The organism is Clostridium estertheticum (assembly GCF_026650985.1).
GTDB lineage: Bacteria > Bacillota > Clostridia > Clostridiales > Clostridiaceae > Clostridium_AD > Clostridium_AD estertheticum_C.
Map to the genome: position 1 here is coordinate 5,091,193 of NZ_CP086239.1, position 19,817 is coordinate 5,111,009.

The 19,817-nt window shown below is 30.4% G+C and carries 21 protein-coding genes, 5 tRNA genes and 2 other annotated features; of the genes, 22 read left to right on the forward strand and 4 right to left on the reverse strand.

Going from position 1 to position 19,817, the window contains the following annotated elements; all coding sequences use genetic code 11:
• The first annotated feature begins 82 nt into the window (after positions 1 to 82).
• On the forward strand, positions 83 to 775 hold the full coding sequence (locus LL038_RS24235; protein ID WP_071615037.1) for a single-stranded DNA-binding protein: 693 nt from the start codon (positions 83 to 85) through the stop codon (positions 773 to 775).
• 321 nt (positions 776 to 1,096) lie between these two features.
• Here the strand turns inward: LL038_RS24235 and dapD are convergent, their stop codons facing one another.
• Positions 1,097 to 1,807, reverse strand: coding sequence for a 2,3,4,5-tetrahydropyridine-2,6-dicarboxylate N-acetyltransferase (gene dapD, locus LL038_RS24240; protein WP_216124077.1), 711 nt, complete (start codon positions 1,805 to 1,807; stop codon positions 1,097 to 1,099).
• Positions 1,808 to 2,018: 211 nt separating this feature from the next.
• Here dapD and LL038_RS24245 point away from each other — a divergent pair, with 211 nt between their 5' ends.
• The gene (locus LL038_RS24245) at positions 2,019 to 3,170 is read left to right on the forward strand and encodes a pyridoxal phosphate-dependent aminotransferase (protein WP_216124016.1); all 1,152 of its coding nucleotides are present in this window, start codon (positions 2,019 to 2,021) and stop codon (positions 3,168 to 3,170) included.
• A gap of 146 nt (positions 3,171 to 3,316) precedes the next feature.
• Here the strand turns inward: LL038_RS24245 and dapB are convergent, their stop codons facing one another.
• The gene (dapB, locus tag LL038_RS24250; RefSeq protein ID WP_216124014.1) at positions 3,317 to 4,072 is read right to left on the reverse strand and encodes a 4-hydroxy-tetrahydrodipicolinate reductase; all 756 of its coding nucleotides are present in this window, start codon (positions 4,070 to 4,072) and stop codon (positions 3,317 to 3,319) included.
• Positions 4,072 to 4,965: a 4-hydroxy-tetrahydrodipicolinate synthase gene (gene dapA, locus LL038_RS24255; protein ID WP_216124012.1), complete on the reverse strand. Its 894-nt coding sequence runs from the start codon at positions 4,963 to 4,965 to the stop codon at positions 4,072 to 4,074. Before dapA ends, dapB begins: the two co-directional genes overlap by 1 nt.
• Before the next feature lie 379 nt (positions 4,966 to 5,344).
• On the opposite strand from dapA, the gene LL038_RS24260 reads away from it, so the two are divergent.
• From LL038_RS24260 to LL038_RS24315, 12 genes are all read left to right on the forward strand, one after another.
• A complete protein-coding gene (locus LL038_RS24260) occupies positions 5,345 to 5,584 on the forward strand; it encodes a small, acid-soluble spore protein, alpha/beta type (RefSeq protein ID WP_216124010.1) in 240 nt (79 codons plus the stop codon).
• A gap of 103 nt (positions 5,585 to 5,687) precedes the next feature.
• Complete coding sequence (locus tag LL038_RS24265; RefSeq protein WP_216124008.1) at positions 5,688 to 6,425, forward strand: class I SAM-dependent DNA methyltransferase; 738 nt, start codon at positions 5,688 to 5,690, stop codon at positions 6,423 to 6,425.
• 19 nt (positions 6,426 to 6,444) lie between these two features.
• Positions 6,445 to 7,326 (forward strand): Hsp33 family molecular chaperone HslO, encoded by an 882-nt coding sequence (gene hslO, locus LL038_RS24270; protein WP_216124006.1) that lies wholly within the window; start codon positions 6,445 to 6,447, stop codon positions 7,324 to 7,326.
• Positions 7,327 to 7,602: 276 nt separating this feature from the next.
• Positions 7,603 to 7,678 (forward strand) — tRNA-Val (locus tag LL038_RS24275).
• Positions 7,679 to 7,683: 5 nt separating this feature from the next.
• Positions 7,684 to 7,760: transfer RNA gene (locus LL038_RS24280), tRNA-Asp, on the forward strand.
• 32 nt (positions 7,761 to 7,792) lie between these two features.
• Positions 7,793 to 7,868 (forward strand) — tRNA-Phe (locus LL038_RS24285).
• A gap of 5 nt (positions 7,869 to 7,873) precedes the next feature.
• A tRNA-Gly gene (locus LL038_RS24290) sits at positions 7,874 to 7,948 on the forward strand.
• A 23-nt stretch (positions 7,949 to 7,971) separates the two neighbouring features.
• Positions 7,972 to 8,046 (forward strand) — tRNA-Cys (locus LL038_RS24295).
• Positions 8,047 to 8,267: 221 nt separating this feature from the next.
• Positions 8,268 to 8,843 carry an RNA polymerase sigma factor gene (locus LL038_RS24300; RefSeq protein WP_216124004.1) on the forward strand — a complete coding sequence of 192 codons (576 nt, stop codon included), beginning with the start codon at positions 8,268 to 8,270 and terminating at the stop codon, positions 8,841 to 8,843.
• On the forward strand, positions 8,827 to 9,066 hold the full coding sequence (locus tag LL038_RS24305; protein ID WP_216124002.1) for a hypothetical protein: 240 nt from the start codon (positions 8,827 to 8,829) through the stop codon (positions 9,064 to 9,066). Before LL038_RS24300 ends, LL038_RS24305 begins: the two co-directional genes overlap by 17 nt.
• Before the next feature lie 21 nt (positions 9,067 to 9,087).
• A complete protein-coding gene (gene lepB / locus LL038_RS24310) occupies positions 9,088 to 9,627 on the forward strand; it encodes a signal peptidase I (RefSeq protein ID WP_216124000.1) in 540 nt (179 codons plus the stop codon).
• 397 nt (positions 9,628 to 10,024) lie between these two features.
• Entirely contained in the window at positions 10,025 to 11,725 is a 1,701-nt protein-coding gene (locus LL038_RS24315; RefSeq protein WP_216123999.1) for a proline--tRNA ligase, read from the forward strand.
• A gap of 420 nt (positions 11,726 to 12,145) precedes the next feature.
• Here the strand turns inward: LL038_RS24315 and LL038_RS24320 are convergent, their stop codons facing one another.
• Positions 12,146 to 12,841: a DUF6873 family GME fold protein gene (locus LL038_RS24320; RefSeq protein ID WP_216123998.1), complete on the reverse strand. Its 696-nt coding sequence runs from the start codon at positions 12,839 to 12,841 to the stop codon at positions 12,146 to 12,148.
• Positions 12,842 to 12,990: 149 nt separating this feature from the next.
• Between LL038_RS24320 and ytxC the strand changes: the two genes are divergently transcribed.
• From ytxC to pheS, 8 genes are all read left to right on the forward strand, one after another.
• Positions 12,991 to 13,890, forward strand: a complete 900-nt coding sequence (gene ytxC, locus LL038_RS24325; protein WP_216123997.1) for a putative sporulation protein YtxC — start codon at positions 12,991 to 12,993, stop codon at positions 13,888 to 13,890.
• A gap of 235 nt (positions 13,891 to 14,125) precedes the next feature.
• Positions 14,126 to 14,237, forward strand: a sequence feature (ribosomal protein L20 leader region).
• A 36-nt stretch (positions 14,238 to 14,273) separates the two neighbouring features.
• Positions 14,274 to 14,801: a translation initiation factor IF-3 gene (gene infC, locus LL038_RS24330; RefSeq protein WP_216123996.1), complete on the forward strand. Its 528-nt coding sequence runs from the start codon at positions 14,274 to 14,276 to the stop codon at positions 14,799 to 14,801.
• 19 nt (positions 14,802 to 14,820) lie between these two features.
• Positions 14,821 to 15,018 (forward strand): 50S ribosomal protein L35, encoded by a 198-nt coding sequence (gene rpmI / locus LL038_RS24335; protein WP_071614022.1) that lies wholly within the window; start codon positions 14,821 to 14,823, stop codon positions 15,016 to 15,018.
• Between the two features lie 26 nt (positions 15,019 to 15,044).
• Positions 15,045 to 15,404, forward strand: a complete 360-nt coding sequence (gene rplT, locus LL038_RS24340) for a 50S ribosomal protein L20 (RefSeq protein WP_071614021.1) — start codon at positions 15,045 to 15,047, stop codon at positions 15,402 to 15,404.
• A 139-nt stretch (positions 15,405 to 15,543) separates the two neighbouring features.
• Complete coding sequence (locus LL038_RS24345) at positions 15,544 to 16,908, forward strand: TrkH family potassium uptake protein (RefSeq protein WP_216123995.1); 1,365 nt, start codon at positions 15,544 to 15,546, stop codon at positions 16,906 to 16,908.
• Between the two features lie 11 nt (positions 16,909 to 16,919).
• Entirely contained in the window at positions 16,920 to 17,579 is a 660-nt protein-coding gene (locus tag LL038_RS24350; protein WP_216123993.1) for a potassium channel family protein, read from the forward strand.
• Between the two features lie 12 nt (positions 17,580 to 17,591).
• The gene (locus LL038_RS24355) at positions 17,592 to 18,377 is read left to right on the forward strand and encodes a TrmH family RNA methyltransferase (RefSeq protein ID WP_216123991.1); all 786 of its coding nucleotides are present in this window, start codon (positions 17,592 to 17,594) and stop codon (positions 18,375 to 18,377) included.
• A gap of 74 nt (positions 18,378 to 18,451) precedes the next feature.
• Positions 18,452 to 18,664: a binding site (T-box leader), on the forward strand.
• Positions 18,665 to 18,738: 74 nt separating this feature from the next.
• Positions 18,739 to 19,758: a phenylalanine--tRNA ligase subunit alpha gene (gene pheS, locus LL038_RS24360; RefSeq protein WP_216123988.1), complete on the forward strand. Its 1,020-nt coding sequence runs from the start codon at positions 18,739 to 18,741 to the stop codon at positions 19,756 to 19,758.
• The last annotated feature ends 59 nt before the right edge of the window (positions 19,759 to 19,817 follow it).

Sequence of the window (19,817 nt, forward strand, 5' to 3'; positions counted from 1 at the left end):
TAGGTATATTACATCAGAAAAATGAATACTTATATTCTAAGGAAAGTCTAATAAAAAAAACTAAGGGGAAAGAGGGATTATGATGGATAATGTTATGTTAAACAATAAGATTTATTTAGAAGGAAAAGTAGTATCTGAACTAAAATTTAGTCATGAAATGTATGGTGAGGGGTTTTACGTATTTGATTTTGAGGTATGGAGACTTAGCGAAACAACTGATATCTTAACAATAACAATTTCTGAAAGACTAATAGCAGGAATTGATATTAAGATAGGGAATGAATTCATAGTTGAAGGTCAACTTAGGTCCTATAATAAATTTGTTAATGGATCTAATAGGTTAATATTAACAGTATTTGCTAGAGATATTAAAATATGTGAAGAACGTAGTAAAAATCCAAATCAAATATTCTTAGATGGTTATATCTGCAAAAATCCAGTATATAGAACTACTCCTTTTGGAAGAGAAATTGCTGACATGCTTTTAGCAGTCAACAGACTGTATAATAAATCCGATTACATTCCTACGATTGCTTGGGGAAGAAATTCTAGATTCTGTAAAAGTCTTGAAGTAGGAGATAATATAAGAATTTGGGGAAGACTTCAAAGTAGAGAATATCAAAAGAAATTATCAGATGATGAAGTTATAAAAAAAGTAGCATACGAGGTATCTATATCTAAAATGGAGAAAGTTAACAAAGATGGTGAAAGCATAGTAGAATCAAATAATATAGTAGAAGAAGAGCAGAGCTTTGAAGTTCTGGACGTTATATAGTATATTTTTTTAGCTTTAGTAATCCTTTACTGAATTTATTGTAAGATACATCAAAAACAGTATATGCTTGAATTTTTGAGAGTTTGTACTGTTTAGTATCTTGTATTTAATAAATATAGTTAGTAAAAAAAGAGCATATATTACGTAAATTGCATTTGAACAAGCTTAGTAATTCAAAATAATTTTAATGAAGAGTGCGTTAAGAAAAGTACATGTTTGAGCGATAGCGAGTTTGTACTTTTTAGCATTTTTTATTTAAATTATTTTAGAATTACTTAGCGAAGTGAAACGCAATTGTAGTAATATATGCTCCTTGTGCTATTACTTTCTTAAATCATCAAGTAATTTAGTTTTGTCTTTAGTTTTACTGTCTACATTTTTTATTATTTTTGCTGGAGTTCCAGCAACTACAACATTTTCAGGGACATCATTTACAACTACGGATCCAGCTGCAACTATAGAGTTTTTACCGATTTTTACTCCTTCGAGTATTACGGAATTTGCTCCAATTAAAACATTGTCTCCAATTTCACAAGGACTTTTGCTTGGTGGCTCAAGGACTCCTGCGACTACAGCGCCTGCTCCTAAATGAACTCTTTTACCTAGTTTTCCACGTGCACCAACCACAGCATTCATATCTACCATAGTTTCATCACCAATTTCAGCACCTATATTAATTACAGCGCCCATCATAATAACAGCATTTTTACCTATAGTAACCTTATCACGTATAATTGCACCTGGTTCAATTCTTGCATCTATATTTTTAAGGTCTATTAAAGGAATGGCAGAGTTTCGTCTGTCTTGTTCTAGTTTGAATTTTTTAATTTTGTTTTTATACTTTATTAGAAATTCTGATACCTCTTCACTTTCTCCAAAAAGCATATAGAAATCTCCACTACCAAAGTTTTCTATATTTCCAAACTCACATTGTGATAAATCCCCATCAACATAAAGTTTAATTGGGGTAGCCTTCTTAGCTTCTTTTATGTATCTTGCAATTTCATAAGGGTCTGTTAAATCATAATTCATCATAGTAACTCTCCTTTCGTATTATAAGTATTAAGCCAAATTATTTTTTTTATGCATTTGATTTTGTTATACATAATGTAAATGATATAACAAAATCTATATTAAATAAACAAAATGTTATCAATATATCAGAATAATTAAAAAAATACTGATTTTTATTCTATTATATAGTAAAATACTTATAATGCAAACACTAGAAAAGGATGATATTATGAATAATTTGTTTTCAAACAATGTAAATAACGTAGAAATTTCTGGAATTAGAAAGTTTTCTAATAAGGTTACAAAAGTAAAGGGGGCAATTTCACTTACACTTGGGCAACCTGATTTTCCAGTACCTAAAAATATTAAAAATGCCATGATTAAAGCTATAGATGATAATAAAACAGGATACACAACTAATGCTGGTATTCCAGAACTTCGAGGTGCAATTTCTGATTTTTTGAAAGAAATGGATATTAACTATTTAGCTGATGAGATAACGGTAACTGTGGGTGGAAGTGAAGCGCTTCTATGTATATTTGCGGCGTTTTTAAATGCTGGCGATAAGGTTTTAGTGCCTACACCAGCTTACCCGGCCTATGAGAGTTGTGTTAAGATTTTTGGTGGAGAAGTAATTAATTATAATCTTAATGAAAATTTTACCATTAACTTTGATGCGATAACTAAACTTATTGATGAGGAGAAGCCTAAGCTTTTAGTTATGTCTCATCCATCGAACCCGACTGGAGCAATATTATCACGATTCGAGCGAGATAAACTTGTTGAAATTTTAAGAGAAAAAGATATTTACATAATAAGTGACGAAATGTATAGTTCATTATGTTATGAAGAATACTATTCTTTAGCTCAAATTGATGAATTAAGAAATAAGGTAATTTTAGTAGGTGGATTTTCTAAGATGTTTTCAATGACTGGGCTTCGCGTAGGCTATGTTTGTGCAAGTAAATATATTATGGATAATATAATGAAAGTACACCAGTATAATGTTTCATGTGCCACCTCAATATCTCAATGGGGCGCATATGAAGGATTACTTTCTTGCAAACATGATGTAGAAAATATGAAATTAGAGTTTGAAAAACGAAAAGAATATGTATATAAAAGATTAAAGCAAATGGGAATGGCTATAACGCTTCCTAGAGGTGCCTTTTATATATTTCCATCTATAACTAGATTTTGTATGAGCAGTGAAGAATTTTGCAATAGATTGTTATATGAAGGGAAGGTTGCTGTTGTGCCTGGTTCAGCTTTTGGCATAGGAGGAGAGGGTTTTATAAGGATCTCATATTCTTATAGTTTAGAGGTGTTAAAAGAGGCTTTAGATAGAATGGAAAAATGGATCGCAACTTTATCACAGTGATTTTTTTTGAAAATAAGTTTTGGATTCGTATGAATTTTCTCCTACGTAATTTGAAATAAGAGTTTGAAATGTGAAAGTTGATTAAGAAATTTAATAAAAGCCTTGGAGCGGATAAATATCCGTTCCAAGGCTTTATTTATTAAGGGCTATAGGGACATATTAACTACATCGTCCATATTGTATAGACCTTTGTTTTTACCATATATAAATTCACATGCTTTAAGTGAACCTATAGCGAAAACATCTCTTGATATGGCAGTATGCTTGATTTCAATACACTCGCCTTTCCCCGCAAATATAACTTCATGATCACCTATAATGTTTCCACCACGAATAGCATGAATGCCTATTTCTTTAGGTTGTCTTTTGCTTGATCCATCTCTTCCTTTAACGAAGAACATGTCATCATTTATAGAATCCTTAATAGTATTTGCAAGAAGTAGAGCAGTACCACTTGGTGCATCAACTTTTTGGTTATGGTGTTTTTCTATTATTTCAATATCAAAATCTTTATAAAGCATTTTGCTAATATTTTTGAGTAAATTATTAACAATATTTATTCCTATAGACATGTTTGCAGAATGAAATACTGGGATTTCTTTACTTAGAGAATCAATCCTTAATAATTGCTCTGGAGAGAACCCAGTAGTACAAAATACAATAGGAATATTTTTTTCTTTAGAATACGTGCACAAACTATCTAAAGCATCCGGTCTTGAAAAATCTAGAATTACATCTACATCAACTTCACATTTTAGTATACTGTCATAACATGGGTAGTCTAAATTAGATGAATCTCTATCAACACCAGCAACAATTGATATTGTAGCAGAATCTTTAGCCATTTCAGAAATAACTTTGCCCATTTTTCCATTGCAACCATTTAGAAGCATTTTAATCATTAGTTTTCCTCCTTTAAAGGGATATTATATTCTTTTAATTCTTTTTTTAGAAATTCTAAATTATTTTCGTACATTTCACATAAAGGTAGTCTTAAAGGGCCAACACCCATTCCCATAAGATTCATAGCCGTTTTCACAGGGATGGGGTTAGTTTCTATAAATACTGCGTTGTTAAGAGGAAGGTACCCAAGTTGAATTTCTAAAGCTTTTTCATGTTCACCATTAAAATATAATTCGCACATATTATGCATGTCTGTAGGAATTATATTTGCGAGAACAGAGATAACTCCCATAGCACCTAATGATAATATAGGTATAACTTGGTCATCATTACCTGAATATACATCTAAGTTATCTCTGCATAGTGATTTAATTTGAGCTATCTGACCTATATTTCCACTTGCTTCTTTAATTGCTACAATATTTGGTATTACGCATAATTCTAAAAGTGTGGTTGGATTAATATTCATGCCTGTTCTTGAAGGGACATTATAGATAACGATTGGTGAAGTTACACTATTTGCAATTGCTTTGAAATGTTCAATTAAGCCCTTTTGAGTAGTTTTATTGTAGTAAGGTGTAATTACAAGTAATCCATCTACTCCTATTTTCTCCGCCCATCTACTCATACTTATTGCATCGGCAGTGCTATTACTACCTGTACCCGCAATTACTGGGATCCTCTTATTAACTAAATCAACTACAAATTTTATAGTTTCTTTTTTTTCTTGTTCAGTCATTGTAGAAGCTTCACCAGTAGTACCACATACTACAATAGCATCTGTCTTGCTGGTAATTTGCCATTCTATTAATTCTTCAAGTTTCTTAAAATCCACTCCTCTTTCGTTAAATGGAGTGATTAGTGCAACGCCAGAACCTTTAAAAATACTCATAAGATTACCTCCTCGTAGTTATATGGAAAATAATAATTATTAACCATATAACTATTTTATATTTACTACTATATATCTATTAATTTAGATCGCTTTTAGTGAAACATTTCGTTTTAAAAATAATTTCGTTTTGTTAATTCATAATAAATTTAAAGAAGATACGAATACTCACTAAAATATTTTTCTTTACTATATTATATAACCCATATGTGAAAATATATATACTTTTTTTAAAAAAGATCAAAATCATCCATTAAAAAAACGAAAATTAATAATCTTAAAAAAGTAATATAACATTTACTTTTTTAGCTATTATGAATAAAAAACCTCTAAATTGTAAAATATATAGTATATTACAATTATAATTGGGAGGTACATTATGGGAAAAACACCTTTGAAAAAAGTTATAAAAGCTAAATTAAAAACAAATAAAGAGTTAACTAAGAATGAGATGCTTAGAGAGACGTTAAAATATGAAATAGCAGAAGAATTAGGGTTAACTAGTAAAATAGATGAATGTGGTTGGAGTGGATTAACAGCAGAAGAAACAGGTAGAATTGGAGGATTAATGACAAAAAGAAAAAAGAGTATAAATTTGCCTAAAAACAAAGATTTTTAAAGATATTTATAAAATACTTTGGACAATATTTGGTGTATAGGGTAGTATATTATATACCAATATAGTTTTAAAGAAGAAGTTTTTGGAAAAGGGGAAATGTAATATGGACTGTTATAAAGAGTTCGCTCGCATATATGATGAATTAATCAATGCTGATATTGATTATAAAAAATGGGCAGTTAACATATTATGTATTTGCAAAGAATATGACCTAAATATGGAGAGTTATTTAGATTTAGCCTGTGGTACAGGAAATCTTACTATAGAAATTGCAAATTCATTTAAAAATATATGGGCAGTTGATTTATCTAGTGATATGTTAAGCCAAGCAGAAAAAAAAATGAGGGAAGAACTTATAAAGGCAAAATTTGTATGTCAAGATATTTGTTTACTTGATTTAAATAATAAGTTTAATCTTATAACTTGTTGTTTAGATTCTAGCAATTATATATTAGAAGAAGAAAATTTTAAAAAATATTTATTAGGGGTTTATAATTTATTACAAAATGATGGGTTATTTATTTTTGATCTTAACTCTTATTATAAGCTGACTACGGTGCTTGGCAATAATATTTATAATTACGATAGTGATGATGTAGTCTATATTTGGGAAAATTATTTAGAAAATGATATAGTGGAAATGAATTTAACCTTTTTTGTTAAAGAAGGACAAGTATATAGACGTTTTGATGAGATGCACTTAGAGAGGGCTTATAAAGAAGAATATGTGGAAAGCCTTATAAAAAAAATTGGGTTTAAAATAATTAAGAAAATGGATAGTTATGAAGATAAAGTAGTAAATGATAAAACAGAAAGAATATGTTATGTACTAAAAAAATGATTTTATTGGAGGCTAGTATATGGATAAGTTAGTTAGAGCTACTGCAAAGGAAGGTCAAGTTAGAATAGTTGCAGCAATAACTACGGAATTAATAAATGAGGGAGTGACCATGCATCAATGTGCTCCTACAGCAGCTGCTGCGTTTGGTAGAATGCTAACAGCGGGTACGCTTATGGGCACACTTCTAAAGTCTGAGAAAGATAGCTTAACACTCCAAATTGATGGAGGGGGAGAAGCGAAGGGTGTGGTCGTAACAGCTCATGCTGATTCAAGTGTAAAAGGGTACATAGGAAATCCTAATGTGGATTTACCTGCAAATGCTCTAGGAAAACTTGACGTAGGTGGCGCAGTGGGGAAAGATGGTTATTTAAGAGTTATAAGAGACATGGGGCTAAAGGAACCATACATAGGTCAAGTACCAATACGTACAGGTGAAATTGGCGATGATTTAGCATATTACTTTACTGTTTCAGAGCAAACACCATCAGCTGTTGGACTAGGTGTTTTAGTTGACACAGATATGAGTGTTAAAGCTGCAGGAGGGTTTATAATTCAAATGATGCCTGATGCAGATGAATTTTTGGCTGATATGATAACATATAGACTTGAAGAAATTCCATCTATAACTGATTTTATAGCAAGAGGCATGAGCATTGAGGAAATCTTGGAATTCATTTTTGAAGATATGGAATTAAAAATACATGAAGAGGTTAAACCGATGTATAAATGTGATTGTTCTAGAGAAAGAGTTGAGAGGGCATTAATAAGCATAGGCAAAAAGGATTTAGAAGAAATATATAATGATGGTAAAACAGAAGAACTTAAATGCCATTTCTGTAACAAAAATTATGAGTTTAATCATGAGGATATTGGAAAATTACTTAAAGAGGCTAAATCTTAAATAATAATTATGTTTTTAAATGGTAGTATAGGGGAATATAATTATAAAATGAAAATCGTAGGTAAATGGAGAAAATTCAATTATCTACGATTTTAATTGATATAATCATGGATATAGACTATATTTGGGGTTGACAGTTTCGAGGAAATTTTATAATATAATAAAGTAATGATCGACGAAGTAGTAAGTAATCAAGTATATAAAACAATTAACACAGAAAGTTGTTGACAAGTTTTATGAAATGATGTAGACTATAATAGTTGCATTAATACATGTGGGAGCATAGCTCAGCTGGGAGAGCATCTGCCTTACAAGCAGAGGGTCATAGGTTCGAACCCTATTGTTCCCACCACATATGGCTCAATAGCTCAGTTGGTTAGAGTGCCGCCCTGTCACGGCGGAGGTCGAGGGTCCGAGTCCCTTTTGAGTCGCCATTAAAATTTAATAAATTTTAAAAAAACATTATGGCTGGATAGCTCAGTCGGTAGAGCAGAGGACTGAAAATCCTCGTGTCCCTGGTTCGATTCCTGGTCTAGCCACCAGTGTTGCGGAAGTAGCTCAGTGGTAGAGTGCCACCTTGCCAAGGTGGACGTCGCGAGTTCGAATCTCGTCTTCCGCTCCAATTATTTAAAAGTTTCATAAAATGGCGCTATAGCCAAGCGGTAAGGTCAAGGTCTGCAAAACCTTTATTCCCCGGTTCAAATCCGGGTGGCGCCTCCAAAGTATTAAAAAGTAGTCTAGATACTGATATTTCAGTAGATAGGCTATTTTTTTTTATTGTATAAAAATAGAGTGTGAAAATACTGCGAATATATTTTTAAGTTTTTCGGGGGATTTCATTTAGTTATGTTACTAAAGATATGAAAGGACTTGAAAATATGGTAAATTAAGAATAGTTATAGAAAATATACTTTAGCATTAGAAGTAGTTAGGTGGAAAAAATGATAAAAAATATTTTTAAAATAAGTAAAGAAAACTTTAAGGAAATATATGAAAAAAATTTTAATTATGTTTATTCTTTTGTATTTTTAAGACTAGCAGCAAATAAAGAAGCTACTGAAGACATAGTTCAAGAGATATTTATCAGTGCTATGAAAGGACTTATAAACTACAAAGCTACAAGTTCATATAAAACTTGGCTTTGTGGAATAGCAAAAAATAAAATAATGAATTATTATAGGGATAATATTAGGAAAGAGGGGCCTAATTATGTTGAAGAACTGAATTATCTAGTAGATAACCAAGATGTTGAATTTATGGTTATCAATTTGGAAACTAGAAAGGTGATTTTAGAAACCTTAAATAAATTAAAGCCTATTTATAAGTATGTTCTTATTCTGAAATATATAGATGACTATAGTGTAAAAGATATTTCAAAATACTTATGTAAAACTCCAAAATCTATTGATGGCATATTACAAAGAGCAAAAATCAGTTTTAAAAAAGAATATAACAAGATAGCGGGAGATGAATATAACAAGATAGAAGGAGATGAATTATATGATAAAAGAGGGTGAGATTTTTAAAAAAATGTTTAAATCGATAGATGTAGAAATTGATCCACCGGAGGGAACAAAAGAAAGAATATACCAAAAACTTTCTTATAATTCAAATCAAGGCAGCTTTTGTTATTCGTATCGTCTTTCTATGATTCCTGAAAAAATTTTTAAATTAGCGATTCAATTATGGATTTTGTTATATATATATATGACTATTTTCACTCCAATCATCACATCTTAACTATACAAGGGGGTTAAATTAATGAAGATTTTAAAAAATATTATCAAAGACTGGCTATTACCGATAATTGTAGCAATAATTTTGGTGGTTTTAATAAATAACCTACTATTTTTCCAAGTTAAGGTTCCATCGGGATCAATGTATCCAACTATAAAGGTTGGAGATAGAATTCTTGTTACAAAAGTTTATAATAAAGCGAAATTAAAAAGTGGAGATATAATAGTTTTCAAATCTGATGAACTAAAAGAGGTATTAATAAAGAGATTAATAGGACTTCCAGGGGATGAGGTTGTTGTAAAAGATAAAGGGCGTGTGTTTATAAATGGAACTGAAATCGCTCAGCCATATGTAGTAAATAAAGAAGATTTAGATATAAAATTTAAAGTTCCAGAAAATAAATACTTATTTTTCGGTGATAATAGAGCAGATTCATTGGATGCTAGAAAATGGGAAAATCCTTATATAGATGGTAAAGATATAAAAGGAAAAGCACAGTTTATTACATACCCATTTAAAAGATTTGGGAAATTTGTAATAGGTAATGATGCTCTTAATCATTAAAAGTACTGTAATATTGATATTTTTTATTTTCTTTATATCGACAATAGCTATGTAAATAGGTCTTCTGAGAAAAAGAAACTGGAATATATTAAATATTATGTTGAGGTTATGTAATAAAATGTTAAAAACATGATTGACAATTTTGAAAAATCAGATTATAATCATAATTAAATTTAATAATGAATAAAACAATGATAAAGAATAGTAGAAATTAAACTAAAGAGAGAAAGTTCTCGGCTGAAATACTTTCAATTATTTCGAACCTGCTTTTGAGTTTTAATTAACTTTACAGTGTAAGCTGTTTTAGATTTAAGAATAAATTTAGGTGGTACCGCGATATTACTCGCCCTAATATAGGGAGAGTTTATTTTTTTTGAGTAAAAAGGAGTGATATATAATGAAAATGTCAAATATGCTTTTAAATACCATGAAGGAAGTTCCGGCTGAGACTGAAACTCCGAGTCATATACTTATGATAAGGGCAGGTTTAATGAGAAGATTAGCTTCTGGAATTTATAATTATATGCCTCTTGGACTTAAGGTTCTAAAGAAAATTGAGAATATAATTAGAGAAGAAATGAATGACGCTGGTGCTCAGGAATTTTTAGCATCTGCCTTGCTTCCATCAGAATTATGGAAAGAGTCTGGGCGATGGCAGGTATTTGGTCCTGAAATGTTTAAGCTTAAGGATAGAAATGAAAGAGAATTTTGTTTGGGACCTACGCATGAAGAAGTGATTACGGACATAGTGAGGAATGAAATAAGATCTTATAAACAACTTCCGTTGATTTTATATCAAATACAAACAAAATATCGGGATGAAAGAAGACCGAGATATGGAGTTATAAGATCAAGAGAATTTATAATGAAAGATGCTTATAGTTTTGACAGAAGTAATGAAGGACTTGATATCTCTTATAATAAAATGTATGAGGCGTATACCAAAATATTTCAAAGGTGTTTTATTGATTGTAAACCTGCAGAAGCAGATTCTGGTGCTATGGGAGGTCATGGCTCAGCTGAATTTATGGTGAAATCAGAAATTGGGGAAGATCAGGTTGTATTTTGTTCTAAATGTACTTATGCAGCAAATATTGAAAAAGCATCTATAATGGCCGATAGAAATCCAAAAGAAGATAAAATGGAATTGTTAAAAATTAAAACACCCGATGCGAGAACTATAAAGGAAGTAGGGGCATTTTTAAATGTTACTTCAGAAAAAATTGCGAAAACACTTATATATATAGCGGACGGAAAAACTGTTGTAGTCGTAATAAGAGGGGATAGAGAAGTAAATGAAACCAAGATTGTAAATGCAATTGGTGGAGTCTTAAAATTTGAAATGGCACCTGTTGAAATAGTTAGAGATATCACTTGCGCAGAAGTAGGATTTGCGGGACCTATTGGCATAAAGTGTGAGTTTATTTTAGTGGACAATGAAATCTTAGAAATGTTTAATTTTATTGTGGGCGCTAATGATACTGGATATCATTATAAAAATGTGAATTATGGAAGAGATTTTACGGGAAGTGTAGGTGACTTTAGAAATGTAGAAAAGGGCGATAAATGTCCAAAGTGTGGAGAAGACTTGACTATAGCTAAGGGAATAGAGGTAGGCCATATATTTAAGCTAGGAACTAAATATTCGGAGTCTATGGGAGCGTTTTTTGTAGACGAAGATGGTGGGAGTAAGCCCTTAATAATGGGATGTTATGGAATAGGCGTAAATAGAACTATGGCATCAATAATAGAGCAACATCATGATGAAAATGGAATTATATGGCCGCTATCAATAGCACCGTATGGAGTAGTTATTATAGCTGCGGTTATTAAAAATGATGAGCAGGTTAAGCTTGCAGAGGATATATATACTAAACTAATATCTATGGGAATAGAAGTACTGCTAGATGATAGAAATGAAAGAACGGGTATTAAATTTAAAGAGGCTGATTTAATAGGGATTCCAATAAGAATAACCATTGGTAAAAAGATGGCAGAAGGTAAAGTTGAGTTTAAAATAAGAGGTAGTGTAGAGGTAGAGGACGTTGATATTAATTTAATCGTTGACAGGGTAGAAAAGGAATATACGAGAATTTAGAATAATGCAGTTATAACTAAGCTAAAATAAAAGGTGCTAAAAGTAGCTCGTTTTGTTTTAGATTTTTATTCACAGGTAGAAACATTATGAATAATATAATTAAATAATTCATTTTTATTATATAGGAGACAGCTTGTGCGTTTAATTTAGGATGACATAAATTAAGAACTTTCTCCGGAAATGATTCAAAATAAGAAGTGCAAAAACATTGAAATCACATTTAGTAATTCTTCTTTTGACAATATAAAATTCTCGTGAGCCTGACTTAAAGGAAGGCTAGCGAACCGGCGTAAGCCGAATGTGAGCGCTAGACAAATTTATATTGGCAAAAGATTAGAATTATTTAATGTGATTTCACGTTTCAAGCTCTTATTTGAATCAATGCAGGAGAAAGTTTATATGGAAACACTCTTATTTTTACTAGATTCTAAAAATACTACCACGATCAACGAGCTTGCCATCTCTTAAAAACACAGGTTCTACCTTGTGTTTATTTAAAAAAGCCAATACCTCTTTTCCATATAAATAATAATCTAAGTGGCCATAAAAAGCTAAAACATTATCTTCGATAAGACCTGTTGCACCACCGATAAAACCGTAATTAAGCCCTGGAAGAAGAATATCACCAGGAGGAATTAATAATACATCTATCTTTTCAAGGTTTAGAACTTTGGCAATAGTAACATCACTAGTTATAACTGCATGATCATTTACAATACAAGTAGAACATTTTGTATAACCTTGTTTTACATTTACTAATTTTTTATCTTTTGTAATCAATAAAAGATTCTCATCGGTATAATTAATAAAATGAACAAAAAGATTACGTATGCTTAATGAATTTAGGCAAATATTATAAGGGTAATTCATTTTTAAAGCAGATTTTGATTTATAAACTTTGTAATTTTGTAAAACTAGGTTTTGTATAAAGTCACTATTCATATCTTTATGTACTACAATATTATTTCCACAAATGTGTAAAAGCATATCGGGGTGACCACATACAGCATCATATAAAAGATTACTCGGAGGGCAAATAAGTAAGTTATACCCTTTAGAAATTAAACATTTTTTTTCATCATTATGAATTCTAAAATCTACAATAACGTTTTTCATTTTGAACTCCTATTTAATATATATTTTATTATATTTATTTTATAACATAAAGTTATTGCGAATTGCAATATGTCGATAATTGTTTAATTTATTTTGCATATACATTAATATTACACACATACTACCGTAATAAGAAGGGAGTGTGCGAAATGCTTTTATTAACCGTTGTATATAATAGGAGTATGGAATACATTATTGACGAGATAAATGAAATAAAAAAATGTTTTGAATATAAAAAAACAATTTTAGGTATATCTGAAAGCATAGTAGAAGATATGCACTTTATTAAGTTCTTTTGTAGTGATGACAATATAAGTGATAGCAGTATCAAAGCCTTTAATTTGAATATTGCAAATATGTTATATAAAATAGTAACAATCGAATTTTGTAAAAAAGGAATAAATGATTTCCTTACTGAAACATATTTCTTTCTACAATATGATGAAATAAAACAAATTAAACCTAGGATACAAAAAGCATTATTTAATGAGGGGGAAATATCTGGTTCTAATATGGTATATTGTATAAATAGAAAAAATGTTATTATTGATAAAATAACAAAATGTATAGAGGAAAATAATGAAATTAATATAAGTGGGTTTTTAACATTCAGGTCAAAGGAGCTAAATGCAGATCTAGAGAGTATAGTTGATAAAGTTGTAGAAGAGTATATGGTAGAAAAAGAATATAATGAGTTTATAAAACTTCTTAAATACTTCGTTGATATTCAGGAGAGCAAGGTAGATGAAGTTAATATTCTAATTGAAAAAGATGGCAATTATTATTTAAGAGATAAAGAAGGTAATAATTTAGTAGAAAGTATGATGGGTGAGTTACCAGATGTTAGATTTGATTCAATAGAAAACCAAGAAGAACTTATAATTAGCACCATGATATCTAGTGCTCCTAAAAAAGTGATTATACACTGCGTCCAGCATTGTAAAAATAAGGAGTTAATTGAAACGATAAGCAAGGTTTTTACAGACAAAGTTTATTATTGTGATACGTGTTTTGAATGTGAGAAGATTAAAAATGGAATATTAGTGTGAGGTAATTATATGGTAGTAAAAGGTTATATATGAGTGAAACAAATAAACGATATTTGTCAAATATATAAAGAAACAATATTATACAAATTATAATTAACAATTAAACAATATCATATATAATTAAAAATTAAACAATATTATAATTGACATTTAAACAATATTATAATATAATATAAATTGTTGTGAATGAAATATAAAAAATATTTTGAAATGATATTTTATATAATAGAATTATTTTAACAAGAAGAAACAGCCGTTTCTCACCTTACAGCAAAGCTAGTTAGGTTGATTAGTAATTTAAATTGTTACTATTAAGGACGGCATTTATGCCGTCCTTTTTATTATTGAATAATATAAAAAATTTAAGCAAGTACACCTAGGAGGTGAAAATTATTAGTAAAAACAAAAATTTTATGATGAATGAAGAAATAAGAGATAAAGAAATAAGAGTTATTGCAGCAGATGGTTCAGCACTTGGCATTTTAGATACTAAAGATGCAATAAAGCTTGCAGAAGATAGTGATTTAGACCTTGTTATGATGTCGCCAACTGCAAAACCACCAGTATGTAGAATAATGGATATTGGTAAATTTGAATATGAAAAACAAAAGAAAGAAAAAGAAGCTAAAAAGAAACAAAAGGTTGTAACTCTTAAAGAAATACGTTTGAGTGCAACAATACAAGACCATGATATTTCTATTAAGGCTAGCAATGCTAAAAAGTTCTTATTAGATGAAGACAAAGTAAAGATAACTGTAAGATTTAGAGGAAGAGAAATTGAAAATTCAAAAGCGGGGCATAAGATATTAAGATCTTTTGTAGAAAAAATCGGTGATGTTTATATTGTTGAAAAACCAGCGAGACAAGAGGGAAGAAATATGATAATGATTTTAGCTCCCAAAAAAGCATAACCGAGAGGAGGAATTTTACATGCCTAAAATGAAAACACATAGAGGCGCAGCAAAAAGATTTAAGAAGACAGGGTCAGGAAAATTAAAAAGAGCAAAGGCTTTTACAAGTCATATATTAACAAAAAAGAGCCCTAAAAGAAAAAGAAATCTTAGAAAAACAGCATATGTTTCAACAACTCAAATAAAAAACATGAGAAAATTATTACCATACTTATAAAAAATGGTGATTAGGAGGTATATTAAATGGCAAGAATTAAACGAGCAGTTAACTCTCGTAAAAACCATAAGAAAGTATTAAAACTCGCAAAAGGCTACTACGGTGGAAGAAGTAAGTTATTTAAAACAGCAAATGAAGCGGTAATGAGAGGTTTAAGAAACGGATATATAGGTAGAAAGAGAAAGAAAAGAGATTTTAGAACACTTTGGATAGCTAGAATAAATGCTGCTACAAGATTAAGCGATCTTTCATATTCAAGATTTATGAATGGTATGAAACTTGCAGGCATAGATATTAACAGAAAAATGCTTTCTGAAATTGCTATAAATGATCCAAAAGCTTTTGCTGAATTAGTAGAAGTTGCAAAAAAACAATTAAAACTTTAAAATTATTTATCTGAAAATGTAGCCTTATGGCTGCATTTTTTATTGTATTTTGACAAAAATATGTTAAGTGCTATAATTAATGAAATGTGATTATAAGAAATACTATTTTTGAATAATTAAAGGTGTAGAGGTGGCTAATTTGGAATTAGATCTTAAAAATTTAAAAAATAAAAAAAAATATACTCCAGTTCAGATACTTTCATTAGGGTTTGCTATAGTAATACTTGTAGGTGCGATACTACTTAGCTTACCAATATCGTCTCAAAGTGGTGAAATTACACCGTTTATAGATTGTATATTCACTTCTACATCTGCTGTGTGTGTTACAGGTCTTGTAACTCTAGATACGGGAACATATTGGACTTATTTTGGGAAAACTGTAATAATGCTCTTAATAGAAACAGGTGGACTTGGATTTATGTCGGTTGCGACTTTAGTTTTTTTCTTTTTTGGAAGAAGAATAACACTAAAGGAAAGGCTAGTAATGCAAGAAGCTATGAATGTAAATTCATTACAGGGGTTAGTAAAAATGATCAAATATGTATTGATATTTACATTCTCAGTTGAAGGAGTAGGAGCAGTCTTATTTGCAACACAATTTATTCCTGAATTTGGAATTGTAAAAGGGATTTATTATAGTGTATTTCATGCGGTTTCTGCATTTTGCAATGCTGGGTTTGACTTGATGGGAAATTTTAAAAGTGTTACTGCTTATGCTAATAATTCCGTAGTAATACTTACAATTTCAGCATTAATTGCAGTAGGGGGATTAGGTTTTTATGTTTGGGTAGAAATTTATAATTCTAAGGGAAACAAAAGGTTATCACTCCATTCTAAAGTAGTTATTTATTCAACAATAGTACTAATTGTCTTCGGTGCAATTCTCATGTTCATTTTTGAAATGAATAATCCGGGCACTATGAAAGGAATGTCTTTGAAGGGTAAAATTTTATCTTCAATATTTGCATCAGTATCACCTAGAACAGCTGGTTTTAATTCTATTCCATTAGACAAGATGACTAGTGCAGGAAATTTTCTAACGATAATTTTAATGTTTATCGGTGGGTCTCCTGGTTCAACGGCTGGTGGAATAAAAACGACTACTGCAATTGTCCTTTTTATGACTGTAGTGTCTGTAGTTCGTGGACGTGAAGATACTGAAATATTTAAGAAACGTATAAATAAAGATGTTGTGTACAAATCCTTAGTAATAACTGTTCTTGGCCTGGGAATTGTAATAGCAGTTACAATGGTATTATCAATTACGGAGCCATCCAATATTCCTTTTGAATATTTTTTATATGAGGCCACTTCAGCATTTGCTACAGTTGGATTAACACTTGGATTAACAACAAAACTAACAATAGTCGGGAAGATAATAATAACGCTTACCATGTATGCTGGGAGAGTGGGGCCGCTTACTATAATACTCGCATTAGCTAAAAGAAGAAGCGGTCAATCTGGAACTATAAAATATCCGGAAGGTAAAATTTTAATTGGATAGGGGTGGAAGTAATGAGTAAGAAACAGTTTATTGTTATAGGACTTGGAAGATTTGGAACATCGGTTGCTGAAACGTTATATGCTTTGGGAAACGATGTTTTGGCAGTTGATTCTGATGAGGAGGTAGTTCAAAGCATTTCAGATTCAGTTACTCATTCGGTTCAAGTTGATGCAAATGATGAAAATAGTTTGAGAGCCCTTGGTATTCGTAATTTTGATTGTGCAGTTATTGGTATAGGCGATAATATTCAGTCTAGTATTTTGGCAACAGTATTAGTTAAAGAATTGGGAGTAAAATATGTAATTACAAAGGCAACAAATGCATTACATGCCAAAGTATTATATAAGATAGGTGCAGATAGAGTTGTTTTCCCAGAGCGAGATATGGGTGAACGTGTTGCTCATAATTTAGTGTCATCAAATATATTAGATTATATAGAATTATCGCCTGATTATAGTATTGCTGAAGTTGTGAGTCCGATAGAATGGCATAACAAGACACTTAGAGAATTAAATATAAGAGCTAAATATGGAATAAATGTAATGGCTATAAAAAGAAATAATGATGTTGATGTTTCTCTATCGGCCGATAATATTATTGAACCCGGAGATATTATTGTGGCTATAGGTAGCATTGAAGAATTAAATGCGTTAGAAAATTTAGTTAAATAAGGGGTACTTCGTTTGGAATATATTCAGAGTAAGGATAATTTGTTGATTAAAGATATTAGAAAATTAAAGGAAAAAAGATATAGAACAAGTAGCAATATGTTTTTAGTTGAGGGTTTTAGATTTGTAGAAGAAGCTTTGGACTCAGGATTTGAAGTGGTACATATATTTATAAGCGCTAGAGGCGAGGTTAAATTTGAGAACTCAAGTATAAAAAATAAGCTACAGGTAAATACTAAAGTTTATGGCGTTAATGATAGTTTGTTTAAAAATATTTGTGATACAGATAATCCACAAGGGATTATCGCATCAGTTAGAAATAAACCTGTAGAAATCAAATATGATAATGGATTTTATATGTTAGCAGATAGGATTCAAGATCCAGGAAATATGGGAACTATAATTAGAACTGCCCATGCTGCAGGGGCCCTGGGAGTTATACTTACAAAGGGAACTGTGGATATTTATAATGAGAAAACATTAAGGGCTACAATGGGTTCTATTTTTAAAATACCTATTATTTACGATAATGATTTATCACTAGTTAAAAAACTTAAAATGAGTGGATTTAAACTAGTAACTAGTTCACTCGATACTGATAAAAATTTTTATGATATAGATTTAAAAGGTAAAATTATTATATCAGTTGGAAATGAAGGAAATGGAATTAGCGATGAAGTTTATGAGATATGTGACCTTAAAATTAAAATTCCTATGCCTGGTGGTGCAGAATCATTAAATGCAGCAGTAGCATCATCAATTATGATGTATGAAGTTGTAAGACAAAAAAATATTAAATAGTTTTAAATTCATAGTTGAAATTTTATGTAGTTATGGTTATAATGTTTTGTATACTTTCATAAATTAGTGAAGAATAATAAACTGTGATAGAGATAGTAAATATAAAAATAATTACAGGGATAAGAAGCCTTAGATTGAGAGCTTCTAAATAAATTTTTATATTGAAGTTCACTCTGGAGTTCTAACAGTGAAATAAAGTAACTGCTAGCGGGTAGAACCGATAAATTTATCTAAGAGGACTATTTATTAGTCAATTAGGGTGGTAACGCGGATATTCCGTCCCTTTATTGGGGATGGTTTTTTTTGTTTTATAAAAAAATATAAATACATATATTACATAAATATGAAGGGAGTTTTCATTATGAAAGAAAAGTTGGAAATGATAAAAGCTGCAGTTTTAGAAGAATTAAAAGGAGCAGATATTAAAACAGAATTAGAAAATGTTAGAGTTAAGTATTTAGGTAAAAAAGGTGAACTTACGCAAATATTAAGGGGTATGGGTCAGCTATCAAATGAAGAAAGACCAGTCATTGGGAAACTAGCAAATCAAGTACGCGAGGACATTGAGTCAATTATAACTAAAGCTTCAGACAAATTAAAGAAGATAGAAAATGAATTAAAGCTAAAAAGTGAAGTTATAGATATATCTATGCCAGGGAAAAAACAAACAATAGGTAAAAGACATCCACTTGAGCTAACACTTGAAAAAATTAATGATATCTTTTTATCTATGGGATTTGTAATAGAAGAGGGTCCTGAGGTAGAAACAGATTATTATAATTTTGAAGCATTAAATATACCTAAAAACCATCCTGCAAGAGGTGAACAAGATACTTTTTATATAAATGATAGTGTGGTTTTAAGAACTCAAACATCACCAGTACAAATAAGAACTATGGAAAACCAGAAACCACCTATAAAAATGATTTCACCCGGTAAAGTTTATAGGTCAGATGCAGCAGATGCTACTCATTCACCAATTTTTTATCAAATTGAAGGACTAGTAGTAGATAAGGGAATTACATTTGCTGATCTAAAGGGAACGTTAGAATTATTTACGCAAAAGATGTTTGGAGATAAGATGGAAACAAAGTTTAGACCACATCATTTTCCGTTTACAGAGCCTTCAGCTGAGATGGATGCTACTTGCTTTGTGTGCAAGGGTAAAGGATGCAAGGTTTGTAGTGGAAGCGGTTGGATAGAACTTTTAGGCTGTGGAATGGTTCATCCAGATGTTTTAAGAAATTGTGGAATTGACCCAGAAGTTTATAGTGGTTTTGCTTTTGGATTTGGACTTGATAGAATTACAATGCTTAACTACGGAATAGACGATATTCGCGCGCTTTATGAAAGTGATATGAAATTTTTAAAACAATTCTAAATTAATAATTATTTGCTACTTATATAGTTACAAGGGGCGAAACAATTAATACTTGTTTT